This is a genomic window from Streptomyces sp. NPDC030021 (assembly GCF_055574035.1).
Genome location: NZ_JBVIAH010000011.1, coordinates 62,216 through 85,642 on the forward strand (window position 1 = coordinate 62,216; position 23,427 = coordinate 85,642).

Annotated in this window: 20 protein-coding genes and 1 pseudogene; 11 read left to right on the forward strand and 10 right to left on the reverse strand. The window is 73.1% G+C overall.

The annotated features are described in order from the left end of the window. Window positions 1–114: 114 nt before the first annotated feature. Window positions 115–996, reverse strand: coding sequence for a hypothetical protein (locus tag ACZ4YL_RS22280; RefSeq protein ID WP_468118703.1), 882 nt, complete (start codon window positions 994–996; stop codon window positions 115–117). Window positions 997–1,006: 10 nt separating this feature from the next. Continuing rightward, a complete protein-coding gene (locus ACZ4YL_RS22285; RefSeq protein WP_468118704.1) occupies window positions 1,007–1,570 on the reverse strand; it encodes a papain-like cysteine protease family protein in 564 nt (187 codons plus the stop codon). Window positions 1,571–2,105: 535 nt separating this feature from the next. Here ACZ4YL_RS22285 and dhaK point away from each other — a divergent pair. Genes dhaK through ACZ4YL_RS22300 form a run of 3 tightly spaced genes read left to right on the forward strand, consistent with a single transcriptional unit; the run spans window position 2,106 to window position 4,216 of the window. Then, entirely contained in the window at window positions 2,106–3,110 is a 1,005-nt protein-coding gene (dhaK, locus tag ACZ4YL_RS22290) for a dihydroxyacetone kinase subunit DhaK (protein ID WP_468118706.1), read from the forward strand. A 51-nt stretch (window positions 3,111–3,161) separates the two neighbouring features. Next, window positions 3,162–3,776, forward strand: coding sequence for a dihydroxyacetone kinase subunit DhaL (gene dhaL, locus ACZ4YL_RS22295; protein WP_468118707.1), 615 nt, complete (start codon window positions 3,162–3,164; stop codon window positions 3,774–3,776). After that, window positions 3,773–4,216, forward strand: coding sequence for a PTS-dependent dihydroxyacetone kinase phosphotransferase subunit DhaM (locus tag ACZ4YL_RS22300; RefSeq protein WP_468118709.1), 444 nt, complete (start codon window positions 3,773–3,775; stop codon window positions 4,214–4,216). The genes dhaL and ACZ4YL_RS22300 overlap by 4 nt, the downstream gene beginning before the upstream one ends. Window positions 4,217–4,322: 106 nt before the next feature. On the opposite strand, the gene ACZ4YL_RS22305 is transcribed toward ACZ4YL_RS22300, so the two are convergent. Then, window positions 4,323–4,715 (reverse strand): RNA-binding S4 domain-containing protein, encoded by a 393-nt coding sequence (locus tag ACZ4YL_RS22305; RefSeq protein WP_468118710.1) that lies wholly within the window; start codon window positions 4,713–4,715, stop codon window positions 4,323–4,325. Between the two features lie 135 nt (window positions 4,716–4,850). Here ACZ4YL_RS22305 and ACZ4YL_RS22310 point away from each other — a divergent pair, with 135 nt between their 5' ends. The 3 genes from ACZ4YL_RS22310 to ACZ4YL_RS22320 all read left to right on the forward strand — a co-directional run bounded on the left by ACZ4YL_RS22310 (window position 4,851) and on the right by ACZ4YL_RS22320 (window position 8,350). Beyond that, window positions 4,851–5,246 carry a TOBE domain-containing protein gene (locus ACZ4YL_RS22310; protein WP_030730138.1) on the forward strand — a complete coding sequence of 132 codons (396 nt, stop codon included), beginning with the start codon at window positions 4,851–4,853 and terminating at the stop codon, window positions 5,244–5,246. Between the two features lie 157 nt (window positions 5,247–5,403). Continuing rightward, a complete protein-coding gene (modA, locus tag ACZ4YL_RS22315) occupies window positions 5,404–6,198 on the forward strand; it encodes a molybdate ABC transporter substrate-binding protein (RefSeq protein ID WP_468118712.1) in 795 nt (264 codons plus the stop codon). 154 nt (window positions 6,199–6,352) lie between these two features. After that, window positions 6,353–8,350, forward strand: a complete 1,998-nt coding sequence (locus ACZ4YL_RS22320) for an ABC transporter permease (protein WP_468118714.1) — start codon at window positions 6,353–6,355, stop codon at window positions 8,348–8,350. 136 nt (window positions 8,351–8,486) lie between these two features. Here the strand turns inward: ACZ4YL_RS22320 and ACZ4YL_RS22325 are convergent, their stop codons facing one another. From ACZ4YL_RS22325 to ACZ4YL_RS22335, 3 genes are all read right to left on the reverse strand, one after another. Then, complete coding sequence (locus ACZ4YL_RS22325; protein ID WP_468118716.1) at window positions 8,487–10,556, reverse strand: SpoIIE family protein phosphatase; 2,070 nt, start codon at window positions 10,554–10,556, stop codon at window positions 8,487–8,489. A 110-nt stretch (window positions 10,557–10,666) separates the two neighbouring features. Then, window positions 10,667–11,335, reverse strand: a complete 669-nt coding sequence (locus tag ACZ4YL_RS22330; protein ID WP_468118718.1) for a response regulator transcription factor — start codon at window positions 11,333–11,335, stop codon at window positions 10,667–10,669. 77 nt (window positions 11,336–11,412) lie between these two features. Beyond that, window positions 11,413–12,600: a sensor histidine kinase gene (locus ACZ4YL_RS22335; protein ID WP_468118720.1), complete on the reverse strand. Its 1,188-nt coding sequence runs from the start codon at window positions 12,598–12,600 to the stop codon at window positions 11,413–11,415. 126 nt (window positions 12,601–12,726) lie between these two features. Between ACZ4YL_RS22335 and ACZ4YL_RS22340 the strand changes: the two genes are divergently transcribed. Beyond that, on the forward strand, window positions 12,727–12,984 hold the full coding sequence (locus ACZ4YL_RS22340; RefSeq protein WP_468118721.1) for a hypothetical protein: 258 nt from the start codon (window positions 12,727–12,729) through the stop codon (window positions 12,982–12,984). Between the two features lie 473 nt (window positions 12,985–13,457). On the opposite strand, the pseudogene ACZ4YL_RS22345 reads toward ACZ4YL_RS22340, so the two are convergent. Next, window positions 13,458–14,705, reverse strand: a pseudogene (locus ACZ4YL_RS22345) (DUF6777 domain-containing protein); the annotation flags it as partial. Window positions 14,706–14,798: 93 nt separating this feature from the next. Here ACZ4YL_RS22345 and ACZ4YL_RS22350 point away from each other — a divergent pair. Then, window positions 14,799–16,094 carry a streptophobe family protein gene (locus tag ACZ4YL_RS22350; protein ID WP_468118722.1) on the forward strand — a complete coding sequence of 432 codons (1,296 nt, stop codon included), beginning with the start codon at window positions 14,799–14,801 and terminating at the stop codon, window positions 16,092–16,094. A gap of 56 nt (window positions 16,095–16,150) precedes the next feature. On the opposite strand, the gene ACZ4YL_RS22355 is transcribed toward ACZ4YL_RS22350, so the two are convergent. Genes ACZ4YL_RS22355 through ACZ4YL_RS22365 form a run of 3 tightly spaced genes read right to left on the reverse strand, consistent with a single transcriptional unit; the run spans window position 16,151 to window position 20,294 of the window. Then, window positions 16,151–17,185 (reverse strand): serine/threonine-protein kinase, encoded by a 1,035-nt coding sequence (locus tag ACZ4YL_RS22355; protein WP_468118724.1) that lies wholly within the window; start codon window positions 17,183–17,185, stop codon window positions 16,151–16,153. 2 nt (window positions 17,186–17,187) lie between these two features. Next, a complete protein-coding gene (locus tag ACZ4YL_RS22360) occupies window positions 17,188–17,907 on the reverse strand; it encodes a hypothetical protein (RefSeq protein ID WP_468118725.1) in 720 nt (239 codons plus the stop codon). 5 nt (window positions 17,908–17,912) lie between these two features. After that, entirely contained in the window at window positions 17,913–20,294 is a 2,382-nt protein-coding gene (locus tag ACZ4YL_RS22365) for an ABC transporter ATP-binding protein/permease (RefSeq protein WP_468118727.1), read from the reverse strand. Window positions 20,295–20,473: 179 nt separating this feature from the next. Here ACZ4YL_RS22365 and ACZ4YL_RS22370 point away from each other — a divergent pair, with 179 nt between their 5' ends. The 3 genes from ACZ4YL_RS22370 (at window position 20,474) to ACZ4YL_RS22380 (ending at window position 23,391) form a co-directional block, all read left to right on the forward strand. Next, window positions 20,474–21,538 carry a cation diffusion facilitator family transporter gene (locus ACZ4YL_RS22370; protein WP_468118728.1) on the forward strand — a complete coding sequence of 355 codons (1,065 nt, stop codon included), beginning with the start codon at window positions 20,474–20,476 and terminating at the stop codon, window positions 21,536–21,538. A gap of 71 nt (window positions 21,539–21,609) precedes the next feature. Next, window positions 21,610–22,089: an NUDIX hydrolase gene (locus ACZ4YL_RS22375; protein ID WP_468118729.1), complete on the forward strand. Its 480-nt coding sequence runs from the start codon at window positions 21,610–21,612 to the stop codon at window positions 22,087–22,089. Between the two features lie 48 nt (window positions 22,090–22,137). Further along, the gene (locus ACZ4YL_RS22380; RefSeq protein WP_468118953.1) at window positions 22,138–23,391 is read left to right on the forward strand and encodes a Tm-1-like ATP-binding domain-containing protein; all 1,254 of its coding nucleotides are present in this window, start codon (window positions 22,138–22,140) and stop codon (window positions 23,389–23,391) included. The last annotated feature ends 36 nt before the right edge of the window (window positions 23,392–23,427 follow it).

Sequence of the window (23,427 nt, forward strand, 5' to 3'; positions counted from 1 at the left end):
GAAATGATCGGTGAACCGCCGCCTGGGCCGCGGCTTCTTCCTCGGCGGCACGTTGGGGATTCGCTCCGTCCCGGCCGGCTGCCGGGACGGAGCGAGGGGGCGTACGGGTTGGGCTCAGCGGGTGCTTGCGCGCCGGCGCCGGCGGAGCACGACGGCTCCGCCCGCCAGGGCGAGTGCCGTGCCGGAGCCGCCGGCAAGGAGCAGCGTGGAGGACGGGGCGTCGTCCTCCGTGCGCTGGAGGCTGTAGCCGCTGGAGTAGCCCGTGGTGTCGTACTCCGAGCCGGGCAGCTTGTCGGCGTAGCGGGCCTTGACCAGTTTCTGGTAGTCGCTGAGCGACACCGACGCCTGGCCGCCCAGTCCTTGCCGGGCCTGATCGTTGAGGGGCTCGACGGTGGTGAGCCTGAGCTGGTACCAGCCGCGGATCTGCGGCTCGGTGAAGACCAGCGTGCCCACGGTGGCCTTGCCGGCGTACGTGGCGTCGCTGTCGCCGTCGCGCACGGCTGCCAGGTGCCAGCCGCCGCCCTGAGTGGGGGCGAGCATGACGGTGGCGTTGCGGCCGTTGACGGTGGTGCTCAGCGAGGAGACCAGCTGTGTCAGCTTGACCGCCTCGGTGGGCAGCGGCTTGGCGGTGCCTGCGACGAACCCGGGGGTGATCTCGTTCAGTGCCACCGGGTCCTTGATCGTGAAGACCGGGAGGCCCTGGCAGGGCTCGGCCGTTTCGGGGATCGTCTGCACCGGCCCGCCGGCGTCGCCGGTGGGTACCGGAGTGCGCAGGAAGCGGCAGACGGCGTTGCGGACGTCGGTGGACTTCACCGCGTCGAGGGCGGCCTGGTAGTCGGGGATGTCGGCCGGGAGCGGGTCCTTGGCCGGGACCGCGTGCGTCGGACCGACGACGGACAGCAGTGCGGATGCGCTCAGGGCGATGACGAGGGACAGACGGGTGAAGCGAGAGGCCGCCCGCTTGCTGGACATTTCGGTGCCGATGGTGTCGCGCATGTCGCCTGCCTTAGCGGGAGATACCGATGCGGGAGTGGGTCCACTTGGACGAGCCGTTGCTCACGTAGTCGTTGTAGTTCCACCACGTGTACGTGGTGGTGTCCGGCCACGGGTCGGCCACGGCGATCGTGGTGTTCGACGTGTCGAAGCCGTAGACCACGTTCATGTGGCCACCACCGGACGTCCACCCGATGCGGGCACCGATCGGCCGGGCCGCCTTGACGTCGGTGTACACCTGATTGAACGTGGCCGCGCTGCTCAGGCCCGAGCCGGTGTGGGTCAGGCCGAGGCTGCTCCAGCCCCTGGCCATGTCGTCGAGCGTGGCGGGCTGGTTGTTGCAGCCGTAGTAGGGCTGGGCCCGGTTGCAGAAGTCCGTCTGTGTGGAGCCGAAGCCCTGGAACTTGGCGATGGTGAGCCCGGAGGCGACCCAGCACCACTGGGTCTTCTCCTGCTTCAGCATGCCGATGGTGTCCTGACCCGCTTCCGCGTGGGCTGTGCCTCCCGCGGCCGCGAGCGATCCCAAGGCGGCCAGCGCGATGGCCGACGCCGTGGTTCCGTACCTGAACCTGCCCATTTTCCTGCCTTCCCCTGATGGGTGCACGAGATGAACGGGGCAATCTGGCAGGAATATGACAGCGCATCATGTCTACGACACATAGGGCTCTTACATGAAATTGCCCCTTACTGATTACTTGTCAGGTAATCACGTGACTCGGGCAGCGCCGGAGTCGGGCCGCCGGGAGTCGACCTGGTGGCGGTCCTCGAACGCGACCCCGGCCTGTCCGAGGGAATGCCCGTCATCGAACACGGCGGCCTCGCCGACCATCAGCAGCGCGCCCGCGTCGCGGCTCGACCTGAGCCCGGTGCCACGCCCGAGACCCCCGTCTGCCCGTCGCTGCGCGGTGGTCTGCCCTACCGTCGAAGTGAGAAGTGCACAGTCGACACAGGGCCTGACGGGTCATCATGGAAGTCAGCAAGAGGTCAGCATCGGTACCGCCAGCACCCGCTTTCGGACGCCAGGGACCGTAAAGATCAACATCAGGACCTGTGGGCTCTGACCTGCAAAGACAGTTCCGAGAGTCACCCGTCAGCCTCACCTGGAGATACCCATGAGAATGCTGATCAACAGTCCGCAGACCGTGGTCACCGACGCCCTGCGCGGGATGGCGGCCGCCCATCCCGAGCTGGACGTCGACGTGGAGCGGCGGGTCGTCGTACGGCGGGACGCGCGGGCCGGCGGGCGGGTCGGGGTGGTGTCCGGGGGCGGGTCTGGGCACGAGCCGCTGCACGCCGGGTTCGTGGGGTACGGAATGCTGTCGGCCGCGTGCCCCGGGGAGGTGTTCACCTCGCCGGTGCCCGACCAGATGGTGCGGGCGGCCGCGGCGGTGGACTCCGGCCAGGGGGTGCTGTTCGTGGTCAAGAACTACACCGGGGACGTGCTGAATTTCGAGATGGCCGCCGAGCTCGCCGAGGAGGACGGTCTGCGGATCGAACGCGTCCTGGTCGACGACGATGTCGCGGTGACCGACAGCCTGTTCACCGCCGGGCGCCGCGGCACCGGGGCCACCCTGTTCGTCGAGAAGATCGCCGGGGCGGCCGCCGAGGAGGGGGCGCCGCTGGAGCGGGTCGCCGCGCTCGCCCGGCAGGTCGACGCGTGCTCGCGGAGCTTCGGGGTGGCGCTGAGCGCGTGCACCACTCCCGCGAAGGGCAGCCCGACCTTCGACCTGCCGGACGGGGAGCTGGAGTTGGGCATCGGCATCCACGGCGAACCGGGCCGGGAGCGGCGCCCGATGATGTCGGCGCGGGAGATCGCGGAGGTCGCGGTGGGCGCCGTACTGGAGGAGCTGGCGCAGATCGGTCCGGCCGACGGGCCGGTGCTGGCCCTGGTCAACGGGATGGGGGCGACACCGTTGCTGGAGCTGTACGGGTTCCACGCGGAGGTGGCGCGGGTGCTGGCCGAGCGCGGTGTGCCGGTGGCGCGGGCCCTCGTCGGCAACTACGTCACGTCACTGGACATGGCGGGGTGTTCGGTGACGCTGTGCCGGGCCGACGAGGAAGTGCTGCGGCTGTGGGACGCGCCCGTCCGGACCGCGGCGCTGCGCTGGGGTCTGTGAACGTATGGTGTCGGTGGGACTGGCCAGACGGGTGCGAGGCGAGGAGATCCGGTGCGTGACGCAGAGTTCTTCCGGCGCTGGATGGCGGCCGCCGCAGCCGCGGTGGAGCGGGAGGCGGACCGGCTGACCGAGCTCGACTCCCCCATCGGCGACGCCGACCACGGGAGCAATCTGCTGCGGGGCTTCACGGCCGTGCTCGCCGCCCTGGAGGCGGAGCCGACGGCGGCGGCGCCGGGCGCGGTGCTCCAGCTGGCCGGCAGGACGCTGATCTCGACGGTCGGCGGGGCGTCGGGGCCGCTGTACGGGACGCTGCTGCGGCGCACGGGCAAGGCGCTCGGTGAGTCGGCCGAGGTGTCCGACGTGGAGCTGCGTGAGGCCCTGTCCGAGGGGGTCGGGGCGGTGGCGCAGCTGGGCGGGGCGGCGCCGGGGGACAAGACGATGCTGGACGCGCTGGTGCCGGGGGTGGCCGCGCTGGGTACGTCGTACCGGGCGGCCGGGAGCGCGGCGGAGAGCGGGGCGCTGGCGACGGTGCCGATGCAGGCGCGCAAGGGGCGGGCCAGCTACCTGGGCGAGCGGAGCATCGGCCACCAGGATCCGGGGGCGACCTCATCGGCGCTGTTGCTGGGGGCGCTGGCGGACGTGGCGGAATCGGCGGGTTCGCGGTGACGGGCGAGCACCCGGGGCCCGGCTCCGGTTCCGGTTCCGGCCCTGCCCTGGTCGGCATCGTGCTGGTGTCGCACAGCGCGCGGGTCGCGGAGGCGGTGGCGGAGCTGGCGCGCGAGCTGGCGGCCGGCGGACCCGTGGCCCCGGTGGCCGCGGCGGGCGGCACGGCCCTCGGCGGGCTCGGCACGAGCACGGAGCGGATCCTCGCGGCCGCCCGGGAGGTGGACCGGGGGGCCGGGGTGGCCCTGCTGGCCGATCTGGGCAGCTCGGTGCTGACGGTGAAGGCCCTGCTGATGGAGGACGAACTGCCGCCGGGATCAGAGCTGTTGGACGCGCCGTTCGTCGAAGGCGCGGTGGCGGCGGTGGTGACCGCGTCCACCGGAGCCCCCCTGGCGGCTGTCGCGGCGTCCGCCGCCGACGCGTACACGTACCGCAAGGCCTGACGGCAAGGCCTGGACCGGAAGCCCTGCACCGCAAGGCATGGACCGGAAGGCCTGACCGCGGGCGCCGCGGGCAGGCCGGCCGACCGGGACGCTTGCGGGGAGACCTCTACGGACGGCCGCGGAGGACTTCGATCTCGCGGCGCTCGCGCTTCGTCGGGCGGCCCGCTCCCCGGTCGCGGATGCCGACCACGGCGGCCTCCACGGGCGTCGGCGGCGGCGGGCTGTTGTCGATCAGGCATTCGGCGGCGACCGGTGCACCGACCCGCTTGGACACGGGCCGCTTGACGACGACGATCCGCTCGCGCCCCGCGTGGAAGAGCCGCACCTCGTCCCCCGCGCGCACGGGCTGCGCCGGCTTGGCACGCTCCCCGTTGACCTTCACGTGGCCCGCCCGGCAGGCGGTCGCCGCGATCGAGCGGGTCTTGGTCAGGCGCACGGACCAGATCCACGCGTCGACCCGCGCCGTGCCCGTTCCCGTGCCCGTTCCCTCATCAGCCATGCCCCCGACTCTAGCGAGCCGGACAGGGCGGAACGGAATGAGTTTTGGCAGATGAGCCAAGAAGTATGGCATCTGCTATGGAGATCAGGCCAAGAGAATTGCAAATGCGCCACAGGTGGCCCTACGTTGTCGCCCATGCAGTCCTACACCATCGGACAGGCGGCGCGTCTGCTGGGCGTCAGCCCGGACACCGCCCGCCGCTGGGCCGACGCCGGCCGGGTCGTGACCCATCGCGACGAAGGCGGCCGGCGCCTGATCGACGGACGCGACCTGGCCGCGTTCTCCGTCGAGGTGGGCCAGGGTGCCCACCTTGAGGACGGGGAGCCGTACACCTCGGCGCGCAATGCCTTTCCCGGCATCGTCACGGCCGTCAAACTCGGCGACGTGGCCGCCCAGGTCGAGATCCAGGCAGGTCCCCACCGCCTGGTCTCCCTGCTCACCCGTGAGGCCGTCGAGGAGCTCGGGCTGGAGGTCGGCATGCAGGCCACCGCCCGCGTGAAGTCCACCAGCGTGCACATCGACCGCACCTGATCCGGACGGCGCCGCCCGGCGTCCGCCCGCGGTCCCCCGCACCACCCGCTCGGCATCACCGAACGTCCCCACCCGCTCCGCCCGTCACCGGCGCGGGTCACCACCGCGCGGTTCCGGCACCAGGCCGGCCGCCGACCCGACCGAGGAGCATCTGCTCATGTCCCCGATCACGATCCGCCGTCGTACCGCCGCCGCCGCGCTGACCGCCGCCCTGCTCGTGCCGCTGGCCGCCTGCGGCAAGAGCGACGACAAGAAGGCCGCTGCCGACACGACCCCCGAGCCGAAGGCCGTGAACCTCACGGTGCTGGCCGCCTCCTCCCTCACCGACGTCTTCAAGACCGCGGGTGAGGAGTACCAGAAGACCCACCCCGGCACGAAGATCACCTTCTCCTTCGCCGGCTCGCAGGAGCTCGCGGCCCAGGTCAAGCAGGGCGCGCCGGCCGACGCGCTGGTCACCGCCGACACCAAGACCATGGACGGGCTGAAGGCCGAGACCGGCGACGCCACCGTCATCGCCAAGAACCGCCTGGTCATCGCGGCCGGCAAGGCCAACCCGTTCAAGATCGACGAGCTCAAGGACCTCGCCGACACCAAGATCAAGGTCGTGCTCGCCGCGCCCGAGGTCCCGGTCGGCCGCTACAGCAAGCAGATCCTCGACGCCCAGAAGATCGAGGTGAAGCCGGTCTCCCAGGAGCCCAACGTCCGTGCCGTGCTGAGCAAGGTCGAGCTCGGTGAGGCCGACGCCGGTCTCGTCTACAAGACCGACTCCGCCAAGTCCGGCGACAAGGTCGTCACCGTGGAGATCCCGGACGACCAGAACGCCGTGGCCTCCTACCCGGCCGCCACGCTGAAGCAGTCCAAGAACGCGACGGACGCGGCCGCATTCGTGGCCTGGCTGAGCACCCCCGAGGCGCAGAAGATCCTCCAGGACGCGGGCTTCCAGAAGGCGTAACCGCCGTACGGCCCACACCCCCTGAGGGGCTGCCTGGACCGGGGGGGACAGGCAGCCCCTCAGGGCGTTCGCGCGGACGGGCCCCCGGACCCGCCGCCGGCCGCCTACGCTTCCCCCGCAGCCGACCCCCAGCCAGGAACAGCCAGGAACCCTCATGAGCAGACTCCGCAGCCGAACCGGCACGCGCAGCGGCATACGCATACGCGTCCGCACCGGCGTCCGTACCCGTGCCCGCACCCGGCCCCCGTTGGCCCTGGCGCTCCCCGCACTGCTCGCCGTCGCGTTCCTGTTGCTGCCGCTCATCGGCATCCTCGTCCGCACGCAGTGGGGCGAGCTAGGCACCCACCTCACCAGCCCCGGTGTGGTCGAGGCCCTGAAGCTCTCGCTCGTGGTGTCCCTGTGGGCCCTGGCCCTCTCGCTGCTCCTCGGCGTTCCGCTCGCCTGGCTGCTGGCCCGCGTCGAGTTCAAGGGCAAGGCCCTGGTCCGCTCGCTCGTCCTGCTCCCGATGGTGCTGCCGCCGACCGTCGGCGGTGTCGCACTGCTCCTCGGCTTCGGCCGGCGCGGGCTGCTCGGGCCCTGGCTGGAGGGCACCTTCGGGATCACCCTGCCGTTCCACACGTCGGGCGCCGTCGTCGCCGCCACCTTCGTCGCCATGCCGTTCCTGGTGATCAGCCTCGAAGGCGCCCTCGGCGGTCTGAGGCAGAGCTACGAGGAGACCGCCGCCTCGCTCGGCGCCTCGCCGGTCCGGGTGTTCTTCACCGTGACCCTGCCCATGGTCGCGCCCGGCCTGATCGCCGGTGCGGCGCTGACCTGGGCCCGGGCGCTGGGCGAGTTCGGGGCGACCATCACCTTCGCCGGCAACCTGCCCGGCACCACCCAGACCCTGCCGCTCCAGGTGTACCTGCTGCTGCAGGACAGGCCCGAGGCCGCCACCTCCGTCTCGCTGCTGCTCCTCGCGATCGCGATGGGCGTACTGATCGCCCTGCGCGGACGCTGGACGGGCGCCCCGGTGGTCCGCGAGGCCGGTGCGGCGCCGGTCCCCGAGGAGCCGCCCACCCCCGACGCCGACGCCCGCACCACCGGCGACGACGACACCGCGGCGCCCCACGGAAGCGGCCGCTGGCCCCTGCACGCCACCGTCACCGGCTTCAACGAGCTCACCCTCGACGCCGAACCCGGCACCACCATCGCCGTGGTCGGCGAGAACGGCGCCGGCAAGACCACCCTGCTGCGCGCCCTGCTCGGCCTCACCCCACGCGCCCACGCCGCACTGCGGCTCGGCGACACCGACGTCACCGCCCTGCCCCCGCACAAGCGCCAGGTGGCCTGGGTGCCGCAGGACGGGGCGCTGTTCCCGCACCTGACGGCCGTGGCCAACACCGCGTACGGGCTGCGCGCCCGCGGGGTGCCGCGCGCGGAGGCCCGCCGCGAGGCCCACGCCTGGCTGAACCGGCTGGGCGTCCTGCACCTCGCCGACCGCAGGCCCGCCCAGCTCTCCGGCGGCCAGGCCCAACGGGTGGCGCTGGCCCGGGCGCTGGCCGCCCGCCCCCGGCTCCTCCTCCTGGACGAGCCGCTGGCCGCACTCGACCAGACCACCCGGGCCCGCGTCCGGCACACCCTGCGCACCCACCTGGCCGGCTTCGGCGGAGTCTGCCTCATCGTCACCCACGATCCCGTCGAGGCCGTGTCGCTGGCCGACCGGGTCCTCGTACTGGCCCACGGCCGGGCCCTCCAGGACGCGCCGCCCACCGAGGTGACCCGCCACCCGCGCTCCCCGTGGGTCGCCCGGATGCTGGGGCGCAACGCCTGGCCGGGCACCGCGTCGGCCGACGGGCTCACTCTCGCGGCGGGCGGCCGGCTGGTGGTCGCCGAGACGGTGCCCAAGGGGGCGAAGGCGCTGGCGATCATCGCTCCGGAGGCGGTCTCGGTGCACCGGGACCGCCCGGGCGGCAGCCCCCGCAACGTCTGGCCGGGCAGCGTACGGGAGATCACCGCGGTCGGCAGCCGGCTGCGCGTGCTGATCGCCTCGGCGAAGGTGCCCGACCTGGTCGCCGAGATCACCCCCGACGCGGCGGCCGAACTGGGCATCGTGGAGGGCGCCGATGTGTGGACGAGCGTGAAGGCCACCGAGGTCACCCTGGTGCGCCTCTGACGGCAGGGTCCCGGATTTCGGATCCCAGGGCCCCGGTCCCCTGGCCGCAGGGTGCCGGGGGCGCGGTTCCCGGAGGCGCGCATCCAGGTCCCCCGGCTCCAGGGGCGTGCCGGGTCCGGACCGTTGCGCCCGGCCCTCAGCCGGCGTCCTCGGGGGCGGCCAGGGCGAACTCGCACCACACGCACTTCCCACCGCCCCGGGGCTCCACGCCCCACTCGTCCGCGAGGCGGTCCACCAGCATCAGCCCGCGCCCCGAGACCGCCCAGTCGCCCGCCTCGCGCCGCCTCGGCAGGGCGCTGCTGCCGTCCTCGACCTCGATCCGGATCCGGCCCTGCGCCGTGAGCCGCATGCTGACGTGGCCGCCGCCGTCCGTGTGGACCAGGGCATTGGTCATCAGCTCGTCCGCCGCCAGTTCGATCTCGTCGGCCCGGTGCCGCGCACCCCAGGCGGCCACCGCCGCCCGGATCAGGTGCCGGGCCAGCGCCGGGGCCTTCGTGTCACCCGGTTCCAGCCGCTGCTGCAGCGGGCCCCCACCGCGCGGGGTGGGGGTGCCGCGGCGGCGCAGGACGAGCATGGCCATGTCGTCCCCGCCGCCCGAGTCGCCGACCAGGTCGCACAGCACGTCGGCGAGTTCCTCCACGTCGGTCGGGCCGCTGTGGACCGCAGCCATGAGTTCCCGCATACCGGTGTCCGAGTCGGCGCCGGGGCGTTCGATCAGGCCGTCGGTGCACAGCAGCAGGGTGTCCCCGGGGTGCAGTTCGAGGCTGGTGACGGGGTAGCCGGAGCCGGTGCCCGGCTGCTCGCGGGGCGGCAGGCCGAGCGGCAGCCCGCCGGCCACCTGGACCCGGTGGACACTGCCGTCGCCGCGCCGCACGACGGGGTCGAGGTGCCCGGCGCGGACCAGCCGGGCCATCCCGGTGGTGAGGTCCACCTCGGCGTAGGTGCAGGTGGCGAACCGTTCCGTCTCCAGCTCGCGCAGGAAGGCCGACGCCCGGGCCATCGCCGCGCCCGGCGTGTGGCCCTCGACGATGTAGGCGCGCATCACGATGCGCAGCTGCCCCATGACGGCGGCCGCGTCCGTGTCGTGCCCCTCGACGTCGCCGATCATCACCCCGACCCGGCCCTCGCCGAGCGGGACCACGTCGTACCAGTCGCCGCCGATGTCCCGGCCCATCCGCGCGGACCGGTACCGTACGGCGATCCGCGCGCCCGGGACGTCCGGGATCCGGCGGGGCAGCATGGCCCGCTGGAGTCCCTCGGCCAGGTCGTGCTCCTGCTCGTAGAGGATGGCCCGCTGGAGGCTCTGCGCGACCCCGCTGCCGAGCGCCATCAGCAGGTTCCGCTCCTCGGTGGTGAATTCGCCGTCCCGCGTGTAGAGCAGCCCGAGCGCCCCGATGGGCCGCCCCTGGGCGATCAGCGGGAGATAGACGCCGCTGCGGACGGACAGCGGCTCGATGTACGGCCACAGGTCCGGGTAGCGCTGCTGGAACTCCTCCCGGGAAACGAGGAAGACCGATTGCATGGTGCGTACGGCCTCGCTCATCGGGAGCTGTGCGTCGATCCGCGTGTACTCGATCTCGGGCACGTACGAGCCGAGCTGCCCCTCCGCGACCAGGTGGATGCGGCCGCCGTCGACGACGCCCAGCATCACGCTGACGGCGCCGAGGTGGCCGAGGGCCTGCGGGTCCTTGAGGATGTCGGTCACGTCGTTGACGGTGCGGGCGTGGGCGAGGATGGCGGTGGTCCGCTCCACGACGCCGGTCATCCGGCGCCGCCCCTCGATCTCCTCGCCGGCGGCGCCGGGCTCGCCGGGGTCGTGGGCGGCGTCGCGGAGGATCCCGATGACGCGGTAGGAACGGCCGGACGGGTCCCGCAGGATGTGCCCCTGGATGTGGGTCCAGGACGGCGAACCGTCGCGCCGGCGGCTGCGGACGTACGCCCCGTAGTGGCTTCGGCCGTCCTTGATCGCCTGCGCGACCCGGGTGTCGAGCCGGGCCTCCTCACCGGGCGCGAGGCGGCCGCGGAGCCCGCCGGGGGTGCCGTCGTACTCGTCCGGGCGCAGGTCCAGTACCTCGAGGGCGGTGGGATCGAGATACATCCGACCGCTGTCGAGGTCCCAGTCGAAAGTGCCCATGCGATTGAGCGCGAGGCTTGTGTCCGGCCGCGCGGGCCAGCCGACGTCGGGGTTCTCTGCCCTACGGGCCATGCAGCCAGGGTCTCACTCCCGCCCGCCGGTGTCCCTGCGGGAGGCCCGGACACCCTCCGTGCCCGGCCCGACACGCCGGCGGGAGCCCCCGGAGCCGGCGGCGGGACGATTCAGCGCTGTCCGCTGTCCGGCAGGGTCGCGTCATGGACCAACAGGGCGATCTGGACCCGGTTGTTGAGGTCGAGCCGGGTCAGGATCCGGGACACGTGGGTCTTCACCGTGGGCAGCGCCAGGTGGAGCTCCCGTCCGATCTCCGCGTTGGACAGGCCCCGCCCGACCGCCAGGGCCACCTCCCGCTCGCGCCCGGCCAGCAGCGCCAGCCGGGCGCGGGCGGCGCTCGCCCGGGCGTCCTGGCCGAAGTCGCCGGCCACCTGGTCGATGAGCCGGCGGGTGACGGCCGGGGAGAGCACCGGATCCCCGGCGGCCACCGTGCGGATGGCCGTCACGATCTCCTGCGGCGGGGTGTCCTTGAGGAGGAACCCGGCCGCTCCGGCCCGCAGCGCCCGCAGGACGTGCGCGTCGGTGTGGAAGGTGGTCAGGACCAGCACCTCCGGGGCTCCCGGCCGCGCCCGGAGCCGCTCGGTGGCGGTCAGCCCGTCGACGCCGGGCATCCGGATGTCCATCAGCACCAGGTGGGGTCCGTGCGCGTCGACCAGGGCGGGCACCTCCGCCCCGTCCGCGGCCTCCGCGACCAGCGCGATGTCCGGGGCGCCGCCCAGCATCAGGCGCAGCCCGGCCCGGACGATCGCGTCGTCGTCGACCAGCAGTACGCGGATCACCGGCGCCTCGTCTTTCGTGTCTCGTGGTCTCGTGCGTCGTGGTCTCGTGCGTCGTGGTCTCGTGTCTTGCCCGACGGTCAGCCCTGCCAGGGTAGCCAGGCCCGTACCTGGAACCCGCCTCCGGCGGGGAAGGCGGTCAGTTCCCCACCGGCCAGCCGGGCGCGTTCCGCCAGCCCGATCAGCCCCTGCCCGCCGCCCTCGGCAGGCCCGGGGACCGGGCCCCGGGCCGGATCCGGTCCGGGGGGCGGGGTGTTGCGGACCTCCACCGTCAGCCCGTCGCCCGGGTTCCCGGTGACCCGCACGTCGGCGGCCGCGCCGGGCGCGTGCTTGCGTACGTTGGTCAGCGCCTCCTGCACGATCCGGTACGCCGTACGCCCCACCAGGGGCGGCGGCGCGGCCCCTTCGGGCGGTCCGGCCAGCTCGATCCGGCCGCCCGCGGCCCTCGCCTCCGCCACCAGCCGGGGGAGGTCCGCAAGTTCCGGCTGCGGGCGCTCGCCGCCCTCCGCAGACCCCGTACCCGCACCCGTACCCGGTCCCGCCCGGAGTACGCCGATCACCTCGCGCAGGTCGTGCAGCGCCAGGTGGGCGCTCTCGCGCATCACCCCGGCGGCCCGCTCGATCTCCGCCCGCGGGGCGCCGGGATTGAACTCCAGGGCGCCCGCGTGCACGCTGAGCAGCGACAGCCGGTGGCCGAGTACGTCGTGCATCTCGCGGGCGATCTCCTCCCTGGCCTCCATCCGGGCCCGCTCGGCCCGCGACTCCGCGTCCGCCTCGGCCAGCTCGGCGCGCTCGCGCAGCGAGGCGATGAGCTGCTGCCGGGACCGCCGGAACAGCCCCCAGCCGATGGCCCCGGCGATCAGGGCGAAGTACGTCACCGCCGAACCGGCCCGCTCCTCGGACATGTCCGGCAGCTGCCACAGGAAGAGGGGAAGCGGTCCGAAGGCCAGGGCCGCCACCCATGCCGTGGCCTTCCACGGCCGGGTCGCGGCCACCGTGTACACCGCCACCATCGCCGGCCCGGTCAGGTAGTGCGCCACGCTGCCGGCCAGGAGCAGCACCACGGCCAGCTGGACCGGCGCGCGCCGCCGCAGCAGGACCGCCGCGCACCCCAGCCCGCCGGCCACCTGGTCGGCGGCCCGCCAGCCCGGGCCGAGGCTCTCCGCGACCGGGATGGACTGCGCGCTGACGGCGGCGAAGCAGGCGGCGAAGAGGAACAGGGCCAGGTCGGCGGCCCAGTCCCGGCGGGTGCGGTGGATACGGCGCATGTCCTGGGAATCTACGCGGGCGGGCGCGGGGCCGGGCGTCCTCGTCCCGTTCCGAATACTTAAGTACGAGCGCGGGCAGCCCTAAGGCCGATGTCCGGCCCGGTGCCCGGCTCCTAACGTCGGAGCATGACCTCCACCTCTCCGAAGTCCCCGAAGTCCCCGAAGTCCCCGTTGACCACCGTCACGGGGGCGCTCTGTTTCGTCGTCGTCGGCGGCGGCGCGAGCGGCCTGCTGCACGAGTGGCTCGGCTGGATCCACTTCATGGGCTTCGTCCGGTTCCTCGCCCCCGACGGCTACGAGATCTACAGCTACATCGTCATGATCGCCCTCGGCCTGGCGGTGGGCGCCTCGGGCGACGTGCTCACCCGCCGCGACCGGAACTGATCTCCGGTCCGCTGCCGCAGCGCCCTGTGGCCGCGCCTCTCCCCCGTGCCGGGGGGAGACGCGGCCACGGACGGGAGCGGTCAGCTCTCCTGAGCCGGGCCTTCAGGCTCGGGCTGGGGGGCGGTCCGGGCCGGTTTCGGCTCCGGCTGCGGAGCGACCGACTGCGGGGCGGAAGGCCGCGGGGCGGAAGGCCGCAGGGCGGACGGGCGCGGGGCTGACGGGCGCGGCGCGGGAGACGCCACGCTCGCCGGAGCCGTGGGAGACGCCACAGCTGTGGGAGGCGCGGGAGTCGCAGGCGCGGACTTCGGCGTCGGTGACGCCGCAGCCGGCGAGGAGGGCGGCTTCGGCGGTGTTGCCGAGGCCGGCTTCGAAGGCGACTTCGACTCGGCGGACGACGTCGAGGGCGACTCGGCCGGGGTCTTCTTCGGTGACTCCGAAGGGGACTCCGAAGGGGACTTCGAAGGGGACTTCGAAGGGGACTCGGAGGGCGTCTTCTTCGGTGACTCCGAAGGGGACTTCGAGGGCGACTTCGACGGGGACTCCGAAGGAGACTTCGACGGAGACTCGGACGGGGACTTCTTCGGAGACTCCGAGGGCGACTTCGAGGGCGACTTCGAGGGTGTCGGCGTCGTCACGGACGTGCTCGGGGTCGGGGACGTCCCGGACGGGGTCGGCCTCGGCGAGGTCCCCGACGGGGTCGGGGCCGTCACGGACGAGGTCGGTGTGATCACCGGACTCGGGGTGAGCGGGGGCGTCGGGACCGGCGGCGGCGGAATCGGCCGGTCGGGCTTGGGCTTGCCCTGGTGGCCGCCCTTGGGGCGCTCGTACCACTGGTTGTCACGGTGGTCGTAGATCACGATCTTGGTGACGACGGTCGGCGCCGGTGCGATGGCCACCACCTTCGCCGGCTGGTAGGAGGGCCACGTCTGTCCGAAACGCTTCGGGGAGGCCTTGAGCGGCACCGGCGGACCCAGCGGGTTCCCGCACGCGCAGCGCACCCGCGGCACGCCCCGGTCGTCCACCAGCACGGCCGTCCCGGCCTGGAGCACCGCCTGGTAGGGGACGAGCTTGCCGTCCCGGTAGCTGTGGTTCGTCACCCGGGTGTCCATCCGCAGCTGCACCGAGGTCAGCGAGCGGAGGTAGCCGGGAACGGCGGCCGGCTGGATGCCTTGTGCCTGGGCGAAGGCCGCGTTCTTGGCGGGATCCGCGCTCAGCGATCCGATCAGCTTCTCGACGTCACAGCTGGCGACGTTCCTGGTGCCGCCGTACACGCCCGGCGCGGAACCGCTGACGCTCCTGGTGCCCACCGGCCCGGTCGGGCTGGCGCTCGGGCCGACCGTGCCCTGGGGAGAGGGCGGCGGGCTCTCCGGCGGGGGCGGCGCGTCCTTCACCACCGTGGACTCCGTGAAGGGGTCGGGGCCGGAGGCGGCGACCGGCTGGAGGAACACCTCGCCGCCCGCGTTGTCGGACTTCCCGCTGGGCCTGGTGAGGACCACGGCCAGAGCCACGACGGCCGCCACCGCGACCAGCGCGGTGACGAGCCGTGGCACCGAGCGCCACCAGGGACCTCCGGCCGGTCCCGGAGCCGATCCTCCGGGCCCACCCGGCGGCGCCGGCGGCGGCGGTGGCGGAGGACCCTGCTGCCCGCCCGAGAGCGGGCCTGAAGGCGGCCCGGTGGGGCGTTCTGAAGATGGCGGTCGGCCGGAGGGCTGTGTGGTCACGGGCTCTTCTTCCCAGGAGGAGTGAGTTCCCCGGGGACCATTGTGTGCGCCGTCCGGGTGGTGCCCGCAAGCCGGGGATGTCACGGTGGCAGGGTGAGTCGGACGCCTGGATCGTCATCGTCGGGGGGCTCCGCGAGGGCATGGCGGGACGCCCTCGTCGCCGTCATCGCGGGATTCGTGGTGATGGGCGCGGTCGCCGCCGCCGGGCTGATGTGCGCGGGCGCGGGCGGCCTTCCGGGCGGCGCGTTCCCGCATGTGGTCGCCGGAGTCGTGGTGATGGCGGCGGGCGGTTCGCTGGAGGTGTCGGGCGGTGCCGGTTCACTGGCGGGGGCGGAGGTGAGCCTGTCGGTGGTCCCCCTCTCGGTGAGCCTGGCCGGCGCCCTCGTGACCGGTTACCTCTTCCTGCGCCCCCTGCACAACCGGGCCGTGGCCCGGCCCCGCGAACTCGTCGGCCGCGCGGTCCCGTTGGTCGTGCTGTGGCTGCTCGCCCTGACCGGCGCCGCCTTCCTCGCCCGCGAGACCTTCGGCATCTCCACCGGCGACTCCCCCATCGGGACCATCACCGAACTCCTGGACTCCGCACCCACGGTGGGCTTCCAGGCCGACCTGCCGGCCACCCTCCTGTACGGACTGCTGTGGATCCTCGGCCTGTTGCTGATCGCCCTGCTGGTCTCGCGGCGCGCCCCGCTGCCGGCCCGGCTGGTCCGCTTCCACACGGCGCTGCGCCCCGCCGCCTTCGCCACGATGCTGCTGCTCCTCGCCTACGTCGTCCTCGGCATCGGGGTCGGCGTGGTCGTGGCCGCCACCCAGGGCCACGCCGACCGGACCTTTGCCGTGATCCTGCTCGGGCTGCCGAACCTCGTCTGGCTCGCGCTCACCCTGGGCTTCGGCGGCGCCTGGGAGGGCAACGTCGAGGGACCCTTCGGGCTGCCGATGCCGCAGCTGCTGGACCAGGTCCTGCGCGGCTCCGACCCGTCCCGGATCGACGTGGCTGCGCTCGCGGAGCAGGACTCCCGGGCCTGGTGGCTGGTGGTGGTGGCCGCCGTCCTGCTGCTCGGCACGGGCGTACTGGCCGCCGTACGCTCCCCCGCCCACGTCCGCCCCTGGCAGCACGCCCTCCATCTGGGGGTGGCCCTGGCCCTGGCGACCCTGGCGGTGTGCCTGCTGGGCCGGATCCAGGCGCAGTTCGGCCTCTCCCTGCTGGGTATCGGTGACGTGGACGGCCTCGGCGGCCAGGTCCAGCTGCAGCCCGTGCTGTGGCGCAATGTCGGTCTCGGGCTCCTGTGGGGCGCGGTGGCGGGATTCCTGGGCGCCCTGCTGGCCCGTCCGCTGCACCGCGGCGGGCGGGTCGACGAACCGGCCCCCACGACCCGCGCGACACCCGAATAGCCGAACGGGCCGGACGGGCCGGACAGGCCGAACGGGCCGGACAGGCCGGGAGCGGCTCAGGCCGTCCCTCTGGAGGCCGGCAGGCGGAACACCGGCAGGGCCCACGGCGGCACCGGCGGCGGGGCGGGCAACTCGGGCCGCGCGGGCTGCACCGCGCCTCCTGCCGCCTCGTCCACCGTCCCGCCCACCTCACCCGCCGTCGGCGGCCGGGCGCCCTCCCCCGCCCGACGCAGGGCTCCGGTGAACTCCAGACAGCTGTTCCACCGGTCGTCCGGCGACTTGGCCAGCGCCTTCGCCAGGACCGCGTCCACCTCCGCCGGCAGCCCGGGCCGCCGCGAGCTCAGGGGTGGCGGGGGGTCGTACTGGTGGGCCCACAGCAGGGCGATGTCGTCGTCCCGCTGGAAGGGCGGCTCCCCGGCGAGGGCCTCGTAGACGACGCACCCCAGGCTGTAGACGTCGCAGCGGCCGTCCACCGGCTTCCCGGAGATCTGTTCCGGCGCCACGTAGGTCACGGTCCCGACGAACTGCCCGTCGGTCGTGAACCCGGTCAGCGACAGCGACTTCTTCGTCAGCCCGAAGTCCGTGAGGTAGGCGTGTTCCGGGTGGTCCCGGTCCGTGCCCGGGGCGATCAGGATGTTGCCCGGTTTCACGTCCCGGTGGACCAGGTCGTGGGCGTGGGCGGCGTCCAGCGCGGAGGCCACCTGGCCGGCGATCCGCGCGGCCGTCTCCACCGGCAGCGGGCCCGTCCGGTCGAGCATCACCCGCAGGTCCGGTCCCTCGACGAGGCGCATCGCGATGTAGAGCAGTCCGTCCGCCTCCCCCGCCTCGAACACGGGCACGATGTGCGGGTGCTCGATGGTCGCGGCCACCTTCGACTCGTGGGCGAACCGCCTCCTGAAGGTGTCGTTCCGGGCCAGCTCGGGGGCCAGCAGTTTCAGTGCCACCCGCCGGTCGAGGCGCAGGTCCCGCGCCTCGTAGACGACGGCCATGCCGCCGCGCCCGATCTCGCTCTCCACCAGGTACCCGGCGATCTGCTGCCCGCGCAGGTCGGTGGGGGATCCGCCGGCGCGCTCCGCCCGTTCCTCGTCCACCGTCAGCCGCCTCCGGGGTCGCGGGTGTCCACGATCCGCGTCGGGTCATGGGCCGCCGCCCGGTCGGGCTGCTTCCCGGGGGCTTCGCGCGGGACTCCGACCGCGTCGGTCGGTGGCGGTTCCCTGCGTACGGCCGCCCCGCCGCCCGGATCCGTGTCCGCGGGCGGCGACGCGGGCGGTGGCGGCGCGGGTTCGGGCGCGGACGGGCCGCCCGGTCCGGCGACGACCGCGTAGGTCGTCATGCGGTCCCCGTCGTCGTACAGCCAGCGGCCCGACTTCTCGTCGTAGAGCCACACCGACTCCCCGTCGATGACCACCCCGGCCCGCAGCCCGCGCACCGAGCGGCGGAAGGCGTCGGCGTCGATCCGTCCAGAGGCGAGCTCGTCCACGGCCCGCCGGTAGCGTTCCAGGGCCTCGGAGCCGCGGGTGAGCAGCGGCCGCGGGTCCTCGGAGCGGACCGGGGGCCGTCCCCCGGCCGTCGGCGGCGGGTAAGGCACGGCGACCAGCAGCCGCCCGTCCACCCAGGCGGACCACCCGTTGGCGCACAGGACCTCCGCCCACTCCCCGCGCCGGGACAGCAGCTGCACGGGCAGGAAGGCGTCCAGGGGCACGGTCGGCCGGGTGACGTCGGGGCCCTCCCAGGCGGGCAGGCCCTCCTGGGGAACCACATGGGTGGGCCGGAAGTCCGCCACCTCGCCTCCGGGTCCGAGCGGGCTGCTCATGAGGCCTACTTCCGCATGATGGTCGGCTCGTGGCGTCGCAGCAGCCGGACGACCAGCACGCCGAACAGCACGCACAGGACGACGAGCATGCCCATTTCGAGGAGCCACAGGTGGGCCTCGTGGTCGAACAGCGGGTCCTGGGTGATCTTGCCGGGCACGATCGCGCCGAGGTCGATGGTGCCCGCCATCGCTCCCATGGCCCACCGGGCCGGCACGAACCAGGCCAGCTGTTCGATGACGGGGACGCCGGTGAGTTTGAGCAGGGAGCCGCAGAAGACGACCTGGACGATCGTGAGGAGGACCAGCAGCGGCATGGTGACCTCCTCCTTGGACACCAGGGCGGAGATCAGCAGGCCGAGCAGCATCGCGGTGACGGAGAGCAGGGCGACGGCGAGGGTGATCTCGATCAGTGGTGGCATGAAGAGGCCGCGGCCGCCGGGGGCATTGATCGTGACGCCCGCGAGGCCGACGAGGGTCAGGACCACGGCCTGGGCGACGGTGATCGCGCCGAGGACGACCACCTTGGACATCAGGTAGGCCGACCGGGACAGGCCGACGGAGCGCTCGCGCTGGTAGATGACGCGTTCCTTGACGAGTTCGCGCACCGCGTTGGCGGCGCCGATCAGGACTCCGCCCACGCACAGGATGAACAGGGCGTTCAGCGCGGTTTCGGCGTTGAGGGAGTTGCCGGCCAGTGCGCGGGTCATGGCGCCCATGACGAAGGGCAGCGCGACCATGATGACCAGGAAGGTGCGGTCGGACCTGAGCACGGCGGCGTACCGGCGCATCAGGGTGGAGAGCTGGGAGCCCCAGCTCTGGGCCTTGGGCGGTGGCTGCGGCGGGATGCCGGCGGCCCGTTCGGCCTGCGCCGTGAGCGGGGGCCGGCCGGCGGTGACGTCGACGTGGCGGCGGTGCAGCGGCGAGGCCCGGTACTCCCCGGCCCAGTCGCGGTCACGCTGGTTCTCGAAGGCTTCGAAGGCCTCGGGCCACTGTTCGAAGCCGAAGAAGTCGAGGGCCTCCCCGGGGGCGCCGTAGTACGCGATGCGCCCGCCGGGCGCCAGGACCAGGAGGCGATCGCAGCCTTCGAGGTTGAGCACGCTGTGGGTGACGACGATGACCGTGCGGCCGTCGTCCGCGAGGTCGCGCAGCATGTTCATCACCGAGCGGTCCATGCCTGGGTCGAGTCCGGAGGTGGGCTCGTCCAGGAAGAGCAGGGAGGGCTTGGTGAGCAGTTCCAGGGCGACGGAGACGCGTTTGCGCTGGCCGCCGGAGAGGCTGTGGATGGGCTGGTCGGCGCGCTGTTCGAGGCCGAGTTCACCGATCACCTCGTCGACCCGGGCCTGGCGTTCGGCCTTGGCGGTGTCCTGCGGGAAGCGCAGTTCGGCGGCGTAGGTGAGGGCGCGCCGGACGGTGAGCTGGGAGTGCAGGATGTCGTCCTGCGGGACGAGGCCGATGCGGCTGCGCAGTTCGGCGTAGTCGCGGTAGAGGTCGCGTCCGTCGTACAGGACGGTGCCCTGGTCGGCGGGGCGCAGGCCGGTCAGGGCGCCGAGCAGGGTGGACTTGCCGGCTCCGCTGGGGCCCACGACGGCGAGCAGGCATTTGGCGCCGACCGGGAAGGAGACCTGGTCGAGGAGGGTCTTGCGGCCGCGGTCGACGGCGACGGTGAGGCCCTGGACGTCGAGCGAGACCTCTCCGGTGTCCACGTACTCCTGCAGCTGGTCGCCGACGAGGCAGAAGACCGAGTGGCCGATGCCGACGATGTCGCCCTCGGTGACGGGGGTGGCCCGGGTCACGGCGGCGCCGTTGAGGTAGGTGCCGTTGTGGCTGCCGAGGTCGACGATCTGGTAGCTGCCGTCGGCGAGGGCGTGCAGCTCGGCGTGGCGGCGGGACACGGTGAGGTCGTCGACGACCAGGTCGCTGTCGGGGGCGCGGCCGATGCGGACGGCGGTGCGGACGGGCAGCGGACGTACGGTCGTCGGCTGCCGGAAGGTGCCGGTCATGGCCGGGTTCGCGACCTGGGAGGGACGGCCGGTGCCGGGCGCGGGGGGTGGTGCGGGCGCCGGCGGCGCAGGACTGATGACGGCGGCGCGCGGTCCGTCCTGGACGCTGCCGAAGCGCAGCTCGGTGCCGACGCCGACGCTCCACTCGTGGACGCGGTGACCGTCGGCGAAGGTGCCGTTGGTGCTGTCCTCGTCCTCAAGCGTCCAGTGGTCGCCGTCCGGGCGCAGGATCGCGTGGTGCCAGGAGACGCGGGCGTCGTCGAGGCAGATCTCGCAAAGGGGGTCCCGACCGACGTGGTAGATCCGGTCGGGATCCATCTCGGTGGCGCCCCAGTCGGTCACCAGGACGAGCTGGGGCGCGGTCGGCACACTTGGGCGCTGGACCATGACCAGATTTTCCCACGATCGCGAAGGTCTGGCACCGGTCGGACATCATCGCAGGTCAGAGCCCTCTTATGGGTAATGACAACGGTCCCCGTTGCAGCCTTTGCCGATCCCGCCGGGGTGCGCTTCACTTCACGCGACGGACCCGAACACACGGGCGCCGCGACGAGACGGGGGACGCCATGAGTGGGCACGACCACGCGCACGACGGCCACGGGAACGGGAACGGGAACGGCAAGAGACGCGGCAACGGGTCCGCGGGCCACGACCATGGCCACGGTCCCGGCGGGCACAGCCATGGCGTGGCGGCCGACGCCGACCGGCGCTGGCTGGCGATCGCGCTCGCCCTGATCGGCGGGTTCATGGCCGTCGAGGTGATCGTCGGCGTCATGGCCAACTCGCTGGCACTGATCTCCGACGCGGCCCACATGCTGACCGACGCGGTCTCGATCATCCTGGCGCTGATCGCCATGCGGCTGGCCGCGCGCCCCGCCCGCGGCGGATTCACGTACGGCCTCAAGCGGGCGGAGATACTCTCCGCCCAGGCGAACGGGCTGACGCTGATCCTGCTGGCGGTCTGGCTGGCGTACGAGGCGGTGCGGCGGCTGATGGACCCGCCGCCCGTGGAGGGCGGGCTGGTCGTGGTGACGGCGCTCGCGGGCATCGCCGTCAATGTGGCCGCGGCCTGGTGCATCTCCCGGGCGAACCGTTCGGCGCTCGTCGTCGAGGGCGCCTACCAGCACATCCTGAACGACCTCTTCGCCTTCATCGGCACCGCGATCGCCGGTCTGATCGTGCTGACCACCGGTTTCCGGCAGGCGGACGCGATCGCCACGCTGGTCGTGGTGATGCTGATGATCAAGGCGGGTTACGGGCTGGTCCGCGAGTCCGGCCGGATCCTCCTGGAGGCCGCCCCGGCCCATGTGGACCCGGACGCGGTCGGCGACCGCCTCGTCGGGCACCCGCCCGTCACCGAGGTGCACGACCTGCACATCTGGACGATCACCTCGGGCCAGGCGGCACTGTCCGCGCACGTGCTGGTGGAGCCGGCGGGCGACTGCCACGCCGTCCGCCGGGACCTGGAGCAGCTGCTCGACAAGGAGTACGGGATCACGCACACCACCCTCCAGGTGGACCACGTGCAGGACTCCCTGCTCACGGTCGGCCGCGCGGGCGGGGGCCCGTCCGACGCGCACTGCGCGGACGCGCACGGTCCGGTCCACCGGCAGGGCCCGCACGACCACTGACCACTGACCACTGACTGCAGAACCTGTACCCGCATCACTGGCCCGGGTCCGTACGGGGCATGGATGTACCCATGACGCACAAACGCAGTGCCGGACTGCTCCTCTTCCGGCGGACCGGTCCGGAGCCGGAGCCCGGTGTCGAGGTACTCCTCGGACATATGGGCGGCCCGCTCTGGGCCGGGCGGGTGACCGGGGACTGGGCCATCCCCAAGGGTGAATACGGGCCGGAGGAGACTCCGCGGGACGCGGCCCGCCGCGAGTTCACCGAGGAGATCGGGCTGCCCCCGCCGGAGGGCGAGTACCTTCCGCTGGGCGAGGTACGTCTGACCAGCGGAAAGCTGGTGACCATCTGGGCGGTGGAGGCGGATCTCGACCCCGCGCTGATGGTGCCCGGGACCTTCTCGATGGAGTGGCCTCCGCACTCCGGGAACGTCCAGGAGTTCCCCGAGCTGGACCGGGTGGCCTGGTTCGCTCCACCACTGGCGCGAAACATGCTCATGCCCTCCCAACTCCCCTTCCTGGAGAGACTGTTGGAGCTCCTGAAGGTTTGACCCACACTTTCACTTGCCAACACCCTTACCTGCATGGACATTGCACACATGACGAACGTCGTGCTGGTGGGAACCTTGGACACCAAGGGTGTGGAGTACGGCTGGCTGCGCGAGAGGCTGCTGCGCGCCGGCGTCGAAGTGGTACTGGTCGACACAGGAATCATGGGCGAACCCCGGGTGCCCGCCGACGTACCGCGTGACGCGGTGGCCCGGGCTGCCGGAACGGAACTGTCGGAACTGCGCACGGCCGCCGACCGGGGTGCGGCCGTGACCACCATGGCGAGGGGCGCGGAGGCGACCCTCTTACGCCTGCACGCCGAGGGCAGGCTGCACGGGGTGCTCGCCATCGGCGGGAGCGGCGGCACCTCCATCGCCACCCGGGCGATGCGCGCCCTGCCGCTGGGCGTACCAAAACTGATGGTCTCGTCCATGGCGTCCGGGGACGTCCGCCCCTACGTGGGCTCCTCGGACATCACCATGATGTACAGCGTGGTGGACATCGCGGGGATCAACAGCATCTCCGCACCGGTCCTGGCGAACGCCGTGGCGGCGGTCACCGGGATGGCCCGGGCCTACGCCCGCACCTCCGCGCAGGGCCACCCGCCCCGGCTGGGCGCGGGCGGCCGCCCCCTGGTCGCGGCGAGCATGGCGGGCGTGACCACGGCCGGGGTGGACGCGGCGCGCGAGCGGCTGACGGACCTCGGCTACGAGGTGCTGGTCTTCCACGTCAGCGGCACCGGCGGCCGCACCCTGGAGACCCTGGCCGGCCAGGGGATCTTCGCGGGCGTCCTCGACCTCACCCTCAGCGAGCTCGCCGACGACCTGTGCGGGGGCATCCTCACCGCGGGCCCGGACCGGCTCAGCGCCGCCGGGCGGGCCGGAATCCCGCAGGTGGTGAGCCTGGGGGCGCTGGACATGGTGAAGTTCGGCCCGCTGGAGAGCCTGCCCCGGCAGGTCCGCGACCGGGGCGTCCACGTCCACAATCCGTCCATCACTGTGACCCGCACGACCACGGCCGAATGCGCGGAGCTCGGCCGCCGGGTCGCCGCCAAACTGCGCGTGGCGAACGGCCCCACGGCGGTCTGCGTCCCGCTCCGTGGACTGTCCACGCTCGGCGCGCCGGGCGGGCCGTACCATGACGCCGGCGCGGACCGGGCCCTGTTCTCGGCACTGCGCGAGGGCCTGCGGGGCAGTGCCATCAGGCTCTACGACTACGACACGCACATCAACGATCCGGCCTTCGGGCGGGCGGCGGCCGACCGGCTGCACGCCATGATCGGAGCCCTGTCGGCCGCGGCCTGAGCCGTCCGCCGTGGGTGGGAACCGGCCACGGCGGAA